Source organism: Pseudomonas sp. PAGU 2196 (assembly GCF_022179005.1).
GTDB lineage: Bacteria > Pseudomonadota > Gammaproteobacteria > Pseudomonadales > Pseudomonadaceae > Aquipseudomonas > Aquipseudomonas kermanshahensis.
Genome location: NZ_BNTL01000006.1, coordinates 122,809 through 137,670, shown reverse-complemented (window position 1 = coordinate 137,670; position 14,862 = coordinate 122,809). Strand labels below are relative to the sequence as shown.

Sequence of the window (14,862 nt, the reverse complement as noted above, 5' to 3'; positions counted from 1 at the left end):
TGGCCAGCGGCGCGCCGGCCACTATCACCGGTACGGTTGGCCGCCTGGCCGACAACAGCCTGATCAGTGGCAACTTCGGGCAGTTGATCCTCAATGAGGACGGCAGCTACACCTTCGAAGTCAACAGCGCCGACCCAACCCTCCTTGCTTTGACGGCTGGGCAGAGCCTGGACGTGATCTTTACCTATCAGATCCACGACAGCGGTGGCCTGAGCGACCAGGCGCAACTGGTGATCACCGTCACCGGCGTCAACGACCCACCCGTGGTCAACCCTGTAACGGTCGACGCCATCGAGGCGGGCGGGCTCAACAACACAAGCCCTGGCCTGGATCCGAGCGGCAATATCCAGGGCGCGTATACCGACCCGGACGGCGATACCCTGACCGTCAGCACCGTGGTCAGCCCAAATGGCATCAATGGCACACCGGGCCAAGCACTGGCCGGCAACTACGGCAGCCTGGTGCTGGATGCCCAGGGCAACTACCGCTACGTGGTGGACAACAGCAACGCTGCGGTCCAGGCCCTGCGCACCGATGCCGACCAACTGACCGAGGTGTTCCAGTACAGCGTCAGCGATGGCAACGGCAACGGCAAAGTCGTCACCGCCAACTTCACCGTGGTCATCCATGGCCGCAACGACACCCCCGTCGCAGCCGATGACAATGCCATTGCCATCGAAGCGGGCGGCACCAATAACACAACGCCTGGCCAGCAGGGCAGCGGCAACGCGTTGAGCAACGACAGCGACGTCGATGCCGGCGACAGCAAGACAGTCGATGGCATCTACCTGGGCACCCTCGCCGCGGGCGGCACGTTCATTGAGGTGTCTGCGGGCCCGACCCTGGTAGCCGGCACCTACGGCACCCTGAGCATCGATGCCAGCGGCAACTACGTCTACACCGTCAACGACAGCCTGGCCACCGTGCAGGCGCTCAAGGCCGGCGAGCAACTGCGCGAAACGTTCACTTACCGCATGCACGACACCGACGGCGCCGCCGCCCAAGCGCAGATCAACATCACCATCGAAGGCCGCTACGACACCCCAGTGGCCCACGACGACTTCGCCTACGCCGTGGCGGTGGACGACGATGGCAGCGGCGGGCGCAATCCCACCGGCAATGTGCTGAACAACGACACCGATGTCGATGCCAACGACAGCAAAGTGGTCACCGCCGTGGGCCTGGGCGAAGAAAGCAGCAACCCGACCCTCGACCCGTTGACCGGCAGCGCCACCGTCACCACAAACTACGGCACCCTCACCCTCAACGCCGACGGCAGCTACCGCTTCGTGGTCAACTCCAACGACCCCGACATCATTGCCCTCGGCCCGCTGGGCTTCGTCATCCAGCGCTATACCTACCAAGTCACCGACGGCGGCGGGTTGGGTGACACCGCGACCTTGACCGTCTTCATCCGCGGCGAAAACCAGCCGCCGATTGCCGGCCCCGACCAGGGCCTGGCCGTCGAGGCCGGCGGCGTCGACAACACCCTCCCGGGCAGCAACCCCAGCGGCAACGTGATGGACAATGACAGCGACCCGGACACCATCAACATCCTGTTCCCGGAAACCCTCGAAGTGCTGGCGTTCTGGAGTGGCGACGGCCCGCTGCCGGGCAATGCCAGCCAGGTCGGGCAAACCCTGCGCGGCCAGTATGGCGACCTCACGCTCAATGGCGACGGCACATGGAGCTACGTGCTGGACAACAGCCTGCAGGCCGTTCAGCAACTGCGCGTCAGCGGCCAGACCCTGGTAGACAACTTCACCTACCTGCTGGCCGACTTCTGGGGCGGCACTGCCAACGGCCTGCTGACCATCACCATCGACGGCCGCAACGATTACCCCGTGGCCAATGACGATACCGCCATCGCAGTGGAGGCCGGCGGCGTGAACAACGGCACGGCTGGCGTCGACCCCCGCGGCAACGTGCTGGATAACGACACCGATGTCGACGGCGTGCAGTACGGCGAGACCAAGACGGTGCTGCAATACACCGGCGAAAATGGCCAGACCGCGTCTGCCGGGCAGGTGCTGCAAGGCCTCTATGGCTCGCTGCTGATCAGCGCCGACGGCAGCTACCAGTATGTCGTCGACAATACCAACCCCACCGTACAGGCCATGCGCAGCGCCGGCGAATCGCTGCGGGAGGTGTTCACCTACCGCATGCGCGACACTGCAGGCATCACTGCCGATGCCCGCCTGACCGTGACTATCCAGGGCGCCAACGACAACCCGGTGGCCCGCGACGACAGCAACACCGCCAGCGATCAGGTGCCGGCACCGCACACCAGCGGCAACGTGCTGCCCAATGACAGCGATGTAGACGGCGGCGACGGGCTGAGCGTGACCGGCATTCGCAGCGGCCAGGAGGCCGGTAGCGGCACTGTCGGCGTCATCGGCCAGCCCATCAAAGGCCAGTACGGCACCCTGGTGCTGAACGCAGATGGCAGCTACACCTACACCATCGACCTGAGCAACCGCGACGTGCTGGCGGCGGCCGGCCTGGGGCAGGTGCTCAAGGACTACTTCACCTACACGCTCAGCGACCTGGCAGGTGCCACCGATCAGGCCCAGTTGACCATCACCCTGGATATCTCCACCCCGTACATCCCGCCAGGGCCGTACGTGGACCGCGACAGCCGCACTGGGCTGTCGTCGCAGCCACTGCCAGACGTGACCCCGGCGATCTTCGTGGCACCGGTGGTGCAGCGGGTCGACGAAACCCTGACCCTGTCCGCCTGGGGCGCCGACGGCAGCGATGTGCGCCTGTTCGCCACCCCCGAAATCGAAAGCCAGTCGCTCGGCAGCCAACTTGGCCAGGTCCATGGCCAGTTCGTTGCCCGCGCAGTGGCCGAGAGCCGGCGCGCCAGCGCGCATGAACAGAACTGGGTCGACGGCCGCCACGGGGTCATCAGCCTGACCGCCGATGGCCTGCTGCCGGACCCTTCGGTGTGGGCACCGCTGCCCACTGACATGGTGGCGCCACCGGAGCAACCGCCACAGCCTGCGCACGGCTTCCGTGCGCAATTGCGCGAAGCCGCCCAACGCCGCGGCAGCAATGCCCCATGAAGCTGATGCCTATTTCACGGAAGGATCAAGGACTGCCTATGTCAGTATCAACATTGAAAAGCCTGAGCACCTTCACCGCTGTCAGCATCCTGCTCAGCGCCTGCTCCGCCTTCGAACCCAAACCCTTCACCGAGGACGAAATGCGCCAGCGGGTGATCGAAGACCAGGCGCGGATGTACAAGGAACAGGAGCCGGTGAACGGGCCGATCACCTTCTACGAAGCCTCGGCGCGGGCGTTGAAGTACAACCTCGACTATCGCCTGAAGCTGCTGGAAAGCGCGCTGGCATCGGACCTGCGCGATGTCTCCAGCCACGAGATGCTGCCGCGCCTGGTCGCTTCGGCCGGTTACGCCGGGCGTAACAACGATTCCGGTGGCACGTCGATCGGCATCGAGGACCGCCAGGTCAGCTTGCGCCCGTCTACCTCCGAAGAGCGCTACCGCACCCTCTACAGCCTAGGGCTGTCGTGGAGCCTGCTGGACTTCGGCGTCGCTTATTTCCGCACGCAGCAGAAGAATGACCAGATCCTGATGGCCGAAGAGCGCCGTGAAAAGGTCGCGCAGAACGTGTTGCAGGACGTGCGCAACGCCTACTGGCGCGCCCTTGGCGCGCAGCGCCTGCTGCCCGAGGTGGATGGCCTGCTGATGCGCACCCACCGCGCCCTGACGTCAGCCCGTGAAGCCGAGGGCAAAGGCCTGCTGCCACGCCAGGACATCCTCGCCTACCAGCGCGCCCTGCTCGATTCGGTGTACATGCTCACCGTGCGTCGCCAGGACCTGGAGTTCGCCCGCGCCGAACTGGCCGCGCTGATGTCGCTGCCGCCCAATACCCGCATGGTCCTGGCCGATACCAGCGAACCGCCGCTGCCGCTGCTGAAAAGCAACGCCGAGCAACTGGAGCGCCTGTCGCTGGAACGCCGCCCGGAAATCATGGAAGAGTGGTACCGCAAACGCGTGAGCATGAACGACCTGAAGATCGCCAAGGCCCAGCTGTGGCCTAACGTGAGCTTCAACTATGGCTACGAGTACGACTCCAACAAATACCTGTACAACAGCGACTGGAACCAGACCGGTATCAATGTCTCGATGAACCTGCTGCGCCTGCTGCAGTACCCGGACATCACCGCGGCGGAGAAAAGCCAGGAGAAAACCGACGACATGCGCCGCACGGCCCTGTCGATGGCGATCCTCACCCAGGTCCGCGTTGGCCTGCTGCGCTACCAGTTGGCGCGCCAGGAGGTGGAGTTTGCTGATGAGAGCCTGCGGGTGGACCAGAGCCTGCTCAACTACGCGCAGTCGTCGCGCAGTGCCGCGCTGGGCAGCGAACTGGAACTGATCCGCGCCGAAGGCCGCCTGCTGCTGTCACGTTACCAGCGCGAAGCGGCCTACTCCGACGCCCAAGCTGCCTGGGGCCGGCTGTACAACTCGATCGGGTTCCAGGTCATGCCCAAGGAAATTGCCCAGCATGATGTAAAAGCCCTGGCTCGCGAGATCCAGAACACCGTTGAGCAACAGACCCGCGACAACCTGCTGGCCGCCGGCCAATAAGGCCTACATTGATGCAGAAACAGGCAGCGTTGCCTGTTTCTGCATGCGCTCATCCAATTCCGACGAAGTTCGCGTCATCGTTACCCTTGAACTCATTGCGGCACGCACATTCGAACTCCGCTTCGGCGCGTGTCGAAAAGCTCAGGCTTAGGCGCACCTTTTCTTGCGTATCGTAAAGGTCATAACCCTCCCCCAAGGCACTGGGAAAACCCATGCGCCGAGGGAAGATCTCTTTATGGCGAGGTACACCAGGAACCACAACGAAGCGCATGTGCATAATCAGCCCTCTCCGGCAGTTCTTTAGTATTAGTCTGCATATGGGAAAGACTCAAGCTGGCTCATGCAAAGAATGTGGTTAAACCCAAAAAGCTTAGGATTATTGGAGCCATAAATACCGGGCCGGCGGTTGTTCAGGCGTTTTGTCAGATTCCCCAACAATAAATGCACCGCCCAAGATTGCCCTGAAGTCACAACTGAACACAGACCTTCCTGTGTGTGAACAGAGGTATGCAGTCATGGCGAACAATCAAGACTGGGGTGCAAACCAAGGCGGCAACGCCAATACCGGTGCCGGCGATGCCGGTCAGAAAGGCGGCCAGGGTGCCGGGGGCGACATGCCCGACAAACAGAAAGGCGGCCAGCAACCAGGACAGAAACCTGAAGACAAGATGAACAAGGACTGGGACCGCTCAACTGACACGGGGCGCCAAGGTGGGCAGCCCGGCACTGACCAAGCCAACCGCCAAGACCCCGCCGACAAGGGCCGTATGGGTGGCCAGGCCGACCACGGGGATGCTCAGCAACGAGATGAAGACCGCTGATGCCTTTGGCCCCGGGGTGGCAATACGGCCCTGGGGCTAAAGTTTGAAACGCACATGGATCGTGCTTTTTGCTTGCGCACGGTCAACCGTGATCGCCTGGTTGCCATAACCCGAATAGCTTTTAACCAAACGCATCCCCAGGCCGGTACCCGTTGGTTTTGGGTAGGACTCCGGAAAACCATCGCCTTCGTCGGTTACGGTGATCAGCGCATGATCCCCTTGGCCAATCACGCTGACTTCCACCGTGCCTTTGCCATACTTCAAGGCGTTGGTGATGAGTTCGGAAATCACCAAACCCAGTGGCGCCATCCGTTCGGCGGGTAGGATGAACGTGTCCGCGTTGAGCAAGATTCTGCGCTCGGCCAACGCTTTGCCCAGATCACCCAATAACGCCGCAAGGTAGTCACAGGCCCGCACGGCTTGGGCCTCGGCGTTCTGATAAAGCCGCTCGTGCACACTGGCGATGGTCAATACCCGAGTCGCCGCCGTCTCAAGCTGCAGCTTTACCGCTTCATCCTGGGCCATGTTTGCCTGCAGCAACAGCAACGTGTTGACCAAGTGCAGGCTGTTTTTGACCCGGTGATGGATTTCCTCCAGGTACAGGTCGCTTTTGCTCAGCTTGATGTTCTGCGCGTCGATCAACGACAGCAGCTGGGCTTCATGATGACGTCGCTCGGTGATGTCGCGTGAAACAGCGATCATCTTTTGAAAGTCTCCTTGCTCGCCAAAAATCGGCGCAACCGTCACGTCCCACCACTTAGGCTCCTGTTGCTGGGTTGGGCAAAAAGCCTCGAACCGGGTCGACTCGCCGCCTGTGACTTTACTGATCGCTTCCAGCACCAGGTTTCGGGATTCGTCAGGCCATAGCTGCGACCACGCCACACCGCGAACCTGGGCCAGGTCGCCAATGTGCATCAGGCACATGCCGGCATCGTTCATGAATTCTATGTCGCCGCTCGCGGACAGGATCTTCACGCAATCGGGGCTGGCGTTGAGCACGCTCTCCGAATAAGGGTCGGACGAATGCATCTCCGAGCTTGCAGAAATTCGCTCGACCGCCATGGAGATGACGTTGGAGATGCCCTCCAGGAACACCAGGTCGCTTTCGATGAAGTCTTCGCCATTGCTGCTGTCGGCTTCGAGCACGCCGAACGGGGCGGATGGCCCGCGAATGGGTACGTTGATCGCACGCTCGATGCCGTACTTTTTAAGCAATGACGGGGTTCTGAAGCGTTGCTCCTGCCCCAGGTGGTTCGACAGCACTGGCCGGTAGGTGGAAATGGCATAGCCTGCGGGGCTGGCAATGTCCCCGCCCACCGTGGCATGACCGATGTCGGCCTCGTCCCAACCCACGCCATGGGACAGCAAAAACTCGTCGCTGTCCGCTATCGGCGTGAGCACCTTGGCGAATGGCGTCTCCATACCCTTGGCCACGACATCGCACGCCAGCGTCAGCAGCGCATTCAGGTTAGACGACTTCAGCGACATGACGCCGTACTCGACGACCAGTTCATGCTGCCGCCGGAGCCTGGCATGCGACTTCTGCAACGCGGCGCGAATGGTTTCGTCGGGAGATTGATGCTGCATGGGGAGTATTTCCAGAAACGAGATAAAGATGCACGCTGAAGCGCTTTCGCCAGTGCGTCAGCACTGTGGTTTACACCGCGCATTGCCCTGATGCAACAACGAAATCAGTCTAACCCCACCGCTCATGCGCGCCGAACACATGGCAGGTCATCTGCTCAACTCACCAAGATTGCCTGATGGTGTTCGATAGAGGGTATGGATACCTCCTCTCGCCGGGCGGCCAGCCACGCCCGCATGCGCTCGGTATCGAAAATCTGCCCCTCCTCCATCATCACTAGAATGAGTGATTGAGACATTCTGTAACACCCGCATTGCGAGCAGCGTCGCTCTTCCCACCCGAGCGGGCATTCGACGGAATCAGCATGTCCAGCGCAAATCAGACAACTCATGAAGCCCCCTTTTGCTCTTTTTGGCGTAGGAAGTTGTGTACAGGTCGACAGGATGGGTCGCATAACGGTTAGGCATGAGAATTTCATGCCAACTTTAAAATCCCCTTATGTCATGACCGCGCATCGAGTTGTGCTAACCAAGGCTAAGTCGCACCTTGTCGAGCAGATCACCGATCTGGAAAGGTTTGATCAAGAGGTCCATCCCCGTGTCCAGAAATGCCTGCCGATCCAGCGCCGTCTCGGCGTAACCGGTCATGAACAAGACCGGCAGCCCCGGGCGGTAAATACGCGCCATGTCGGCCAGTTCGCGGCCACTCATGCCCGGCAGCCCGACATCGGTCAGCAACAACTCGATGTCGGCGTCTTCGCGCAGGTGGTCCAGCGCTTGCTCGATGGTTTCGGCCAGGGTGCAGCGATAACCCGCGTCGGCCAGCACTTCTGCCACCGACAGGCGCACAGAGGCCATGTCTTCGACCACCAGCACATGCTCGCCAGCGCCGCGCTGGTCCAATTGTGGCACCTGTGCCTCACAGGTGACCTGGTGGCTGCTGGCCGGCAACATCAACGTCACCTCGGTCCCCTGCCCTGGCACGCTGCAGATCGACACATGCCCACCCGACTGGCGGGCGAAGCCATAGATGGTCGATAGCCCTAGCCCGGTCCCTTGGCCTACCGGCTTGGTGGTGAAGAACGGGTCGAACACCCGCTCCAGCACCTCCGGTTCGATGCCGCCGCCATCATCGCGCACGCTCACCGCCACATAGGGGCCGTCCTGCAGGTAAGGGTTGCCATGCGACCAGCTCGCCGCGGTGTTGACCCAGATATGCCCGCCTTTGGCCAGGGCATCGCGGGCGTTGATCACCAGGTTGAGCACCGCGCTCTCCAGCTGGATCGGGTCGACCAGGGCGATGGTCGGCTCGCTGGAAAGCTCCAGTACCAGCGCGATCCGTTCGCCGATGGTGCGGGTGATCAGCTCTTCAAGCGAGCGCACACGCTCGTTGATGTCCACCGGGCGGGTATCCAATGGCTGCTGGCGCGCAAATGCCAGCAGCCGGTGGGTCAGCGAAGCGGCGCTCATGGCTGAACTGAGCGCGGCGTCCGCGTAACTCGGGATCTTTTCCAGACGGTTCTGCGCCACCCGTTTGCGGATCAGCTCCAGGCTGGTGATGATGCCGGTCAGCAGGTTGTTGAAATCATGGGCGATTCCCCCTGTCAGGCTGCCCAAGGCGTCCATCTTTTGTAACTGCAGCAGTTGCGCCTCGGTCTGCGCCCGCTGCGCCATTTCTCGCGCCAGCTGGGTGTTGGCGTCATCCAGACGTGCCAGGTGCGAGCGTTCGCGGTGGCGGTGTTCGGTGACGTCCTCGACGAACACCAGGCAGAACCCTGGCGCTCGGTAGGGCGAAAGCTGCCACTCGGTGTCCCGTGGCTGGCCGTGCACGCTCATGCCCAGCGTGCCACGCCAGCGCTGGCCAGCGGCCAGGTGCTGGCGCAAGGCGGCGATAGCGGTTTGCTGACCGTCGACAAAGCACTCCTGCAGCGCCTTGGGGTTACGGTTGTCTTGGGTCAGCTGGGCGAATGCATGGTTGCACTCATGCACCTTGAGCTCGGCATCGAGCACGGCGATGGGTGCCGAGACATTGGTGAAGATTTCCCGAAAGTTGGCCTCGCTTGCGCGCAGCGCACGCTCGGTATCGCGCACCCGCATCAGGGTCCGCAGCGTCGCCACCAGCACATCCGGGTCCACTGGATGCACCAGGTAAGCGTCGGCACCGGCATCGAGCCCGGTAATGATGTCGCCGGTCTGGATCGACGCCGCCGACACGTGAATCACCGGCAGCAGTGCAGTCTCAGGGTCCGCGCGCAGCAACCGGACGATATCGAAACCGCTCATGTCCGGCAGGTTGACGTCAAGGATCAGCCCGTCGATCTGCCCGCTGCCGATCATGGCCAGCCCCTCACCACCGGTGCCCGCCTCCAGCACCTGGTAGCCATGCAGGGCCAGGCGGCGACGCAGCGCATAACGCGTGGCGACGTTGTCGTCGACGATCAGCAGGCGAATGTCAGGGTTCATCAACGCTCTCCTGGGCCAGCGCCAGCGGGATGACGACAAAGAACGACGACCCTTCGCCCGGCACACTGTCCACCCCTACTTCACCGCCCAGCAAGGCCGCGAAGCGCTTGCACAGGGACAAACCGAGGCCGGTGCCGCGCAGGCGTTTCTGCAGCGGCGAGTCGATTTGGGCGAAGTCTTCGAACAGCCCGCCCAGCAGCTCAGGCGCGATGCCGATGCCCGTGTCGGTCACAGCAAAACGAATCTGGTCGTTGCCCTGCAAGTGCGCCGACACCCGCACTTCGCCGCGGGTGGTGAACTTCAGCGCGTTGGAGATGAAGTTGCGCAGGATCTGCGCGAGCTTCTTGTCATCGGTATACATCTTCGGCAGCCCGTGTGGCTCCTCAAAGATGAGGTCCACCGAGCCCATGTCGACGATCGGACGGAACATCCCGCGCAAGGCAGCGAATAGGTCGAGCATGTCGAACCAGGCCGGCGAGATGGTGATGCGACCGGCTTCGATCTTGGCCAGGTCGAGCAAGTCGTCGACCATGTCGCTGAGTTCGCGCGTGGCGTTGCTAACGAACGCCACCTGCAATTGCTGCTCTTTGCTCAGCGGCCCATCCACTTCATCGGCCAGCAGGCTGGTGATGCTCAGGATCGAGCCCAGCGGCGTGCGGAACTCGTGGCTCATGTAGGACAGGAAGCGGCTTTTAAGGTCCGACGCCTGGCGCAACTGTTCGGCCTGGGTATCGAGCTCGGCATACAGCGCCAGCACACCCTGGTTGGTTTCTTCCAGCTCAGCGCGCAGGGCTTGGTTTTCGGCTTGCAGGTGTGCCATGCAGGCAGCCTGCTCGGCCCGGTTGTCGTCAGGCATGCACCGTCTCCAGATCGAGGACCAGCACGGTCACATCGTCCCGCCCACGGCAGAAGTCGCGGTGCAATACCGCCGCGATCACGGCCGGGTGGCGAAGCACGAGGCCCGGGTAGGCTTGAAGGTTCCAACGGGACTGCAGGCCGTCACTGAACATGATCAACAGGTTTCCCTTCACGTGAGCGTAGTCGAACACTTGCCCTTTGCGGTATTGCCCGCCGACGATGCCGGGGTGCGAGGCCAGGCCCCGCGGGCGTTCGCCGCCGACCAGGGTGGCGCCGATGTTGCCGATACCGATGAACGCGACACTGTCGTGCGCCCCCTCGTACTGGGCAATCGCGACGGCCCCGCCGCGCGTGCCGGCCATGGCCTGGTGCAACTCGCCCAGCAGTTGCTGGGGCGCGCTGAACGGGCTCTGGGCAAAGGCCTGTGCGCCTGCCTTGGCGGCGCGTTCTGCTTCTTCGCCATGGCCCAAGCCGTCGATCAGCAATGCACTCACGCGCTGCTCGCCGAGCGTCACGTGCCACGTATCGCCGCAGGCTGGGTCGTCATGAAATGAATGCTGGCTGACGCCCAGGCGAATGTCCTTGAGCGTGCCGTCTTGTTTATAGACCCGCGCCAGTACCACTGCGCCTTGTGCGTCGGTGTGCACATCGAACACCTGTGCCAGACGGCTCACAGCGCCCAGGCCGATCCCTTGGGTGCCCCCGGTGGAATAGCCATCGACCAGGCAGTTGGCCAGGTCGAAGCCATGGCCGCGGTCCACCGCCAGCAACTCGATGCCAGGCTGTTCGCCATGGGCGAGCACGCGCAGGTGCAGCTCGCCGCGTGCGGCGTGCTTGAGCACATTGCTGGCAAGTTCGGTGGCGACGAGGGCTGCCCGGCCTGCATCGGCGGCGTCGAAGCCCTGCTGTTCGGCAAGTTTCTGCACCACACGTCGGGCGTGACCGACCTGGCTGGCATCGTCGAGGCGCAGCACCTGGGTCAGGCTTGCGCTCAGGCTCATATCCATCGGGTGATCATTACCCGGGTACCTTGCCCGGGCGCGGTGTCCAGCTCGAATTCGTCGACCAGGCGTCGTGCGCCGGTCAGGCCAAGGCCAAGGCCGCCGCCCGAGGTCCAGCCATCGGTCAGGGCCAGTTTGATGTCGGCAATGCCCGGCCCTTCGTCACGGAACACCAGGCGCACGCCGACACGGCCGGCCTCTTCGATGACCTCCCAGTCCATGTCGCCGCCCCCGCCGTACACCACCGTGTTGCGGGCCAGTTCACTGACAGCCGTGACTAGTTTGGTCAGGTCGACCAGGCGCATGCCGCAGTCGCTGGCAATCTTGCGGGTCAGTTGACGGGCCAGGACTACGTCCTGTTCGATACGCACCGGCTGGCTGCCCTGCTCACGAAGAATCATGAGTGGCCTACCCGCTTGCGCAACAGGTGCATGCCGCGGTCGACATTGAGCGCGGTGCTGACACCCGGCAGCGTCAGCCCTAGCTCCACCAGGGTGATCGCCACCGCCGGCTGCATGCCGACCAGCACGGTCTCGGCATCCATGATGCGCGACAGCCCCGAGATACTGGCGATCATGCGGCCGATGAACGAGTCGACCATGTCCAGCGCCGAAATGTCGATCAGCACGCCTCGGGCCGAGGTGTGTTCGATGCGATCGGTCAGGTCGTCCTGCAGGCGCAGCGCCAGTTGGTCATGCATATCGACCTGAATGGTCACCAGCAGGAACTCGCCCATTTGCAATATGGGGATTCGCTCCATGGGCTCAGCCCCGCTCGCCAGCAGCGGTACCCAGGCGCGCCAGCGCCAGCTTCAGGGCATCGGCGAGGTTGGACTTGGTGGTCAGCGTGCCCAGGTCCAGGCCCAGGTGCACGATGGTTTGCGCAATTTGCGGGCGCACGCCGCTGATAATGCAGTCGGCGCCCATGAGGCGGATGGCGGTCACGGTCTTGAGCAGGTGCTGGGCCACCAAGGTATCGACTGTTGGCACGCCCGTGATGTCGATAATGGCGATCTCGGAGCCTGTGTCGACGATGCGTTGCAACAGCGACTCCATCACGGTCTGGCTGCGATGGGAGTCCAGGGTGCCAATCAGTGGCAACGCCAGGACGCCTTCCCACAATTTGACCACGGGGGTCGACAGTTCCAGCAGCTCTTCCTGCTGACGCTTGATCACGGCTTCGCGGTTCTTTTGATAGGTACGGATGGTATGCAGGCCAAAGGCATCGAACAGCGACGAAATTTCCCACAGCTGCTCGGCCAGCAGCGCGGGCTGCTCGCGGTAATGGGCTTGCAGCAAGTTGAACAGCGGGCCCTTCAGCGCAAAGATGAAGAACGCCGTCTGATGGGACTCTTGGCCCACCTGGGCGCGGCTGGCAGACAGCTTTTCGAGGAAGCGGCGTGTCTCTTCCCAGCCTTCGGCAGCGATGTTGGTGCCGCTTTCATTGCGCAAGCCGTCGACCACCAATTGGAGGAATTCACGGGTTTCCTGGCGCAGGTCCTGTTCGCGGATGTTACGCGTCGCCCCGTTGGCTTCGAGTGCGGCGTGCCACTCACTCAGCAGCTGCGCCTGATTGCTGACAATCGCTTCCAACGTACTGTTCTGCAGTGCTGCCATGTCGAGTTAGCTCCGTAAAATGCGTGGCCGGTGCCCCATAATTCGTACCGGCTCCGAGAAGTGACATTTGCCGAGGGAAATAGTTGTGGCGATTGGCAATTAATTGCATTGCGCCATCGCGCGTGCCGCTAACTCTAGGCCAAGATTGCCTGGCGCGTTGCGAATCGAAGCCCGCCTACACCGGCAACTCGGTGGTGAGCTTGATTTTCTCCATGGGCACTTCGGTTTTGACGTTTTGCACCACGCTCAGGCTGGTCAAGTGAGCGATCTGGAAGCGGCGATAGGCCTCAAGGTCCGCTGCCACCACCCGCAACAGCAAGTCGCAGTCACCCGCCATGACATGGCACTCCACCACTTCGGGCAAAAGCCGCACGGCCTCGACGAACTCATCGGTGGTGTCCTGGTCCTGGCGCTTGAGCCACACCCGCACAAACAAGGTCAGGCCCAGCGCCACTTTGGCCGGGTCCACCAGCGCCACATAGCGCTCGATAACGCCGGCTTCTTCCAGCAGGCGCACCCGCCGCAGGCACGGTGAGGGCGATAACCCCACCTGTTTGGCCAGCTCCTGGTTCTGTAGGCGGCCGTCGCGTTGCAGCGCCCGTAGGATACGTCGATCGATGGCGTCGAGTTTGATTGGCATTGAAAACCTTTGATTGGAATATTTCGGCAGCAGATGCCAAATACTCACGCCAGTAGAGCCACTACGCAACCCGATTTCAGCGATTCATTGGAATAATTTGCCCCCACTGGAGGTGACCATGAATGCCCTTGAATCCGTAGTTGAAGACCCCCCTGCAACGCCAGAACGCGAATGCCCCGCTGCCGCGACCACCGAGCCGCCACCCCAATCGAGCCCGCGCACAGGCGCCACTTCGAGGGGGTGTCAGTGGGTGGCCTGGGTCAGCTTCATCACGCTCGGCGCGTTGATCGGGCCGCTGCTGGGTGACCTGCACCCCTACGGCTTGGACATGGCATTTGCCGCCGTCTTGCTGGTGCTGCTCAAGGGCCTGTGGAAAGGGGTGCACGCCGCCCTGCCCTGGCTGTTCAGCCTGGTGACTGCAGGGCTGTTCTACCTGCTGATTCCCGGTGGCGGGTACGTGCTGGCGGGCACGCTGGCCGGCCTGGTCAGCGCGTACCTGTGGGCCAAGCCATTCACCCGGGTGCTGAACGCCGCCCCTGGCTGCGTGCTGGTTGCCGTGATCACGCCCGCCTTCGTTTCTGGCCACCCCGCAGACCTCATCGCCCTGGCACTTACCGCTTATGCCGCTTCACGGTTTTCAATCTTGCCAGTGATGCTGTTCGCCCTCGCCGTGACCGCTGCGATGCGTGCGCTACTGCCCGCCTGACGCCAGCACGCCGGCAGCCGGCAAGCTGTCGAGAAACGCGGCAATCTGTTGGCTGCCACGCACGTGCACGACAGGCACCTTCGGCCCTTTCGCCAGGCGCTGCGCCTCGATGCCTGGGCGGTAGCCGCGATCGAAGTTCCACACGAAGTTCAGGAAAGTCAGGAACGCCCGGTCGAGTTTCTCTGTGCAACCGGCGGGCAGGTCTGGACGGGGCCGGTTCATGACGCTGCGCAGGATCACCCGGGTGAAACAGGTAAGCCGGGGCGTATCGAGCCAGATGACCAGGTCGGCACGGGGCAGGCGCAGGTCGAATGTGCGCCGGGCGTAGTTGCCTTCACACACCCAGCTGTCCCCTGCAGTCGCCTCGCCGACCCGCTGGCGGAACTGCTCGGCGTCCGGTTCAACCCAGCCGGGCTCCCAGAACAGGGTATCCAGGTGAACCACCGGCACGCCAAGCCGCTTGCCCACGGCGCGGGCAAGGGTGGATTTACCACTGCCGGCATTTCCCAGAATCACAATCCGTTGCATGGCCGCTTCCTGTCGCGAAAAAAGCCGGCA

At 62.7% G+C, this 14,862-nt stretch carries 14 protein-coding genes; 4 read left to right on the top strand and 10 right to left on the bottom strand.

What is annotated here, in order from left to right; all coding sequences use genetic code 11:
* Together MFF34_RS06865 and MFF34_RS06860 are read left to right on the top strand one after the other, a co-directional pair.
* The coding region (locus MFF34_RS06865; protein ID WP_238211589.1) for a VCBS domain-containing protein at positions 1 to 3,068 on the top strand (3,068 nt) is incomplete at its 5' end.
* Positions 3,069 to 3,106: 38 nt separating this feature from the next.
* Positions 3,107 to 4,615, top strand: a complete 1,509-nt coding sequence (locus MFF34_RS06860) for a TolC family protein (protein WP_238211587.1) — start codon at positions 3,107 to 3,109, stop codon at positions 4,613 to 4,615.
* Positions 4,616 to 4,664: 49 nt separating this feature from the next.
* Here the strand turns inward: MFF34_RS06860 and MFF34_RS06855 are convergent, their stop codons facing one another.
* On the bottom strand, positions 4,665 to 4,898 hold the full coding sequence (locus tag MFF34_RS06855; protein WP_238211618.1) for a hypothetical protein: 234 nt from the start codon (positions 4,896 to 4,898) through the stop codon (positions 4,665 to 4,667).
* A gap of 232 nt (positions 4,899 to 5,130) precedes the next feature.
* Here MFF34_RS06855 and MFF34_RS06850 point away from each other — a divergent pair, with 232 nt between their 5' ends.
* Complete coding sequence (locus MFF34_RS06850; protein WP_027596411.1) at positions 5,131 to 5,436, top strand: hypothetical protein; 306 nt, start codon at positions 5,131 to 5,133, stop codon at positions 5,434 to 5,436.
* Positions 5,437 to 5,472: 36 nt separating this feature from the next.
* On the opposite strand, the gene MFF34_RS06845 is transcribed toward MFF34_RS06850, so the two are convergent.
* The 8 genes from MFF34_RS06845 to MFF34_RS06810 all read right to left on the bottom strand — a co-directional run bounded on the left by MFF34_RS06845 (position 5,473) and on the right by MFF34_RS06810 (position 13,598).
* Complete coding sequence (locus MFF34_RS06845) at positions 5,473 to 7,023, bottom strand: sensor histidine kinase (RefSeq protein ID WP_238211585.1); 1,551 nt, start codon at positions 7,021 to 7,023, stop codon at positions 5,473 to 5,475.
* A gap of 522 nt (positions 7,024 to 7,545) precedes the next feature.
* The gene (locus MFF34_RS06840; RefSeq protein WP_238211583.1) at positions 7,546 to 9,483 is read right to left on the bottom strand and encodes a response regulator; all 1,938 of its coding nucleotides are present in this window, start codon (positions 9,481 to 9,483) and stop codon (positions 7,546 to 7,548) included.
* The gene (locus MFF34_RS06835; RefSeq protein WP_027596408.1) at positions 9,473 to 10,339 is read right to left on the bottom strand and encodes a sensor histidine kinase KdpD; all 867 of its coding nucleotides are present in this window, start codon (positions 10,337 to 10,339) and stop codon (positions 9,473 to 9,475) included. The genes MFF34_RS06840 and MFF34_RS06835 overlap by 11 nt, the downstream gene beginning before the upstream one ends.
* A complete protein-coding gene (locus MFF34_RS06830) occupies positions 10,332 to 11,348 on the bottom strand; it encodes an ATP-binding protein (protein ID WP_238211581.1) in 1,017 nt (338 codons plus the stop codon). The genes MFF34_RS06835 and MFF34_RS06830 overlap by 8 nt, the downstream gene beginning before the upstream one ends.
* A complete protein-coding gene (locus MFF34_RS06825) occupies positions 11,339 to 11,743 on the bottom strand; it encodes an anti-sigma regulatory factor (protein ID WP_238211579.1) in 405 nt (134 codons plus the stop codon). The genes MFF34_RS06830 and MFF34_RS06825 overlap by 10 nt, the downstream gene beginning before the upstream one ends.
* A complete protein-coding gene (locus MFF34_RS06820; protein WP_238211576.1) occupies positions 11,740 to 12,102 on the bottom strand; it encodes an STAS domain-containing protein in 363 nt (120 codons plus the stop codon). The genes MFF34_RS06825 and MFF34_RS06820 overlap by 4 nt, the downstream gene beginning before the upstream one ends.
* Before the next feature lie 4 nt (positions 12,103 to 12,106).
* Positions 12,107 to 12,958 carry an STAS domain-containing protein gene (locus tag MFF34_RS06815; RefSeq protein ID WP_238211573.1) on the bottom strand — a complete coding sequence of 284 codons (852 nt, stop codon included), beginning with the start codon at positions 12,956 to 12,958 and terminating at the stop codon, positions 12,107 to 12,109.
* 175 nt (positions 12,959 to 13,133) lie between these two features.
* On the bottom strand, positions 13,134 to 13,598 hold the full coding sequence (locus MFF34_RS06810) for an Lrp/AsnC family transcriptional regulator (RefSeq protein ID WP_081717555.1): 465 nt from the start codon (positions 13,596 to 13,598) through the stop codon (positions 13,134 to 13,136).
* Positions 13,599 to 13,716: 118 nt separating this feature from the next.
* Between MFF34_RS06810 and MFF34_RS28230 the strand changes: the two genes are divergently transcribed.
* A complete protein-coding gene (locus MFF34_RS28230) occupies positions 13,717 to 14,304 on the top strand; it encodes a hypothetical protein (RefSeq protein ID WP_374707382.1) in 588 nt (195 codons plus the stop codon).
* On the opposite strand, the gene MFF34_RS06800 is transcribed toward MFF34_RS28230, so the two are convergent.
* Complete coding sequence (locus MFF34_RS06800; protein WP_238211571.1) at positions 14,290 to 14,832, bottom strand: AAA family ATPase; 543 nt, start codon at positions 14,830 to 14,832, stop codon at positions 14,290 to 14,292. The two genes, MFF34_RS28230 and MFF34_RS06800, sit on opposite strands and share 15 nt — an antisense overlap.
* Positions 14,833 to 14,862 lie beyond the last annotated feature (30 nt).

What these genes read in the sequence shown, in the direction of transcription:
- MFF34_RS06820 (WP_238211576.1), bottom strand. Translation starts at nt 12,102, where the DNA reads ATGGAGCGAATCCCCATATTGCAAATGGGCGAGTTCCTGCTGGTGACC.
- MFF34_RS06835 (WP_027596408.1), bottom strand. Translation starts at nt 10,339, where the DNA reads ATGCCTGACGACAACCGGGCCGAGCAGGCTGCCTGCATGGCACACCTG.
- MFF34_RS28230 (WP_374707382.1), top strand. Translation starts at nt 13,717, where the DNA reads ATGAATGCCCTTGAATCCGTAGTTGAAGACCCCCCTGCAACGCCAGAA.
- MFF34_RS06810 (WP_081717555.1), bottom strand. Translation starts at nt 13,598, where the DNA reads ATGCCAATCAAACTCGACGCCATCGATCGACGTATCCTACGGGCGCTG.
- MFF34_RS06850 (WP_027596411.1), top strand. Translation starts at nt 5,131, where the DNA reads ATGGCGAACAATCAAGACTGGGGTGCAAACCAAGGCGGCAACGCCAAT.
- MFF34_RS06860 (WP_238211587.1), top strand. Translation starts at nt 3,107, where the DNA reads ATGTCAGTATCAACATTGAAAAGCCTGAGCACCTTCACCGCTGTCAGC.
- MFF34_RS06825 (WP_238211579.1), bottom strand. Translation starts at nt 11,743, where the DNA reads ATGATTCTTCGTGAGCAGGGCAGCCAGCCGGTGCGTATCGAACAGGAC.
- MFF34_RS06800 (WP_238211571.1), bottom strand. Translation starts at nt 14,832, where the DNA reads ATGCAACGGATTGTGATTCTGGGAAATGCCGGCAGTGGTAAATCCACC.
- MFF34_RS06840 (WP_238211583.1), bottom strand. Translation starts at nt 9,483, where the DNA reads ATGAACCCTGACATTCGCCTGCTGATCGTCGACGACAACGTCGCCACG.
- MFF34_RS06830 (WP_238211581.1), bottom strand. Translation starts at nt 11,348, where the DNA reads ATGGATATGAGCCTGAGCGCAAGCCTGACCCAGGTGCTGCGCCTCGAC.
- MFF34_RS06815 (WP_238211573.1), bottom strand. Translation starts at nt 12,958, where the DNA reads ATGGCAGCACTGCAGAACAGTACGTTGGAAGCGATTGTCAGCAATCAG.
- MFF34_RS06845 (WP_238211585.1), bottom strand. Translation starts at nt 7,023, where the DNA reads ATGCAGCATCAATCTCCCGACGAAACCATTCGCGCCGCGTTGCAGAAG.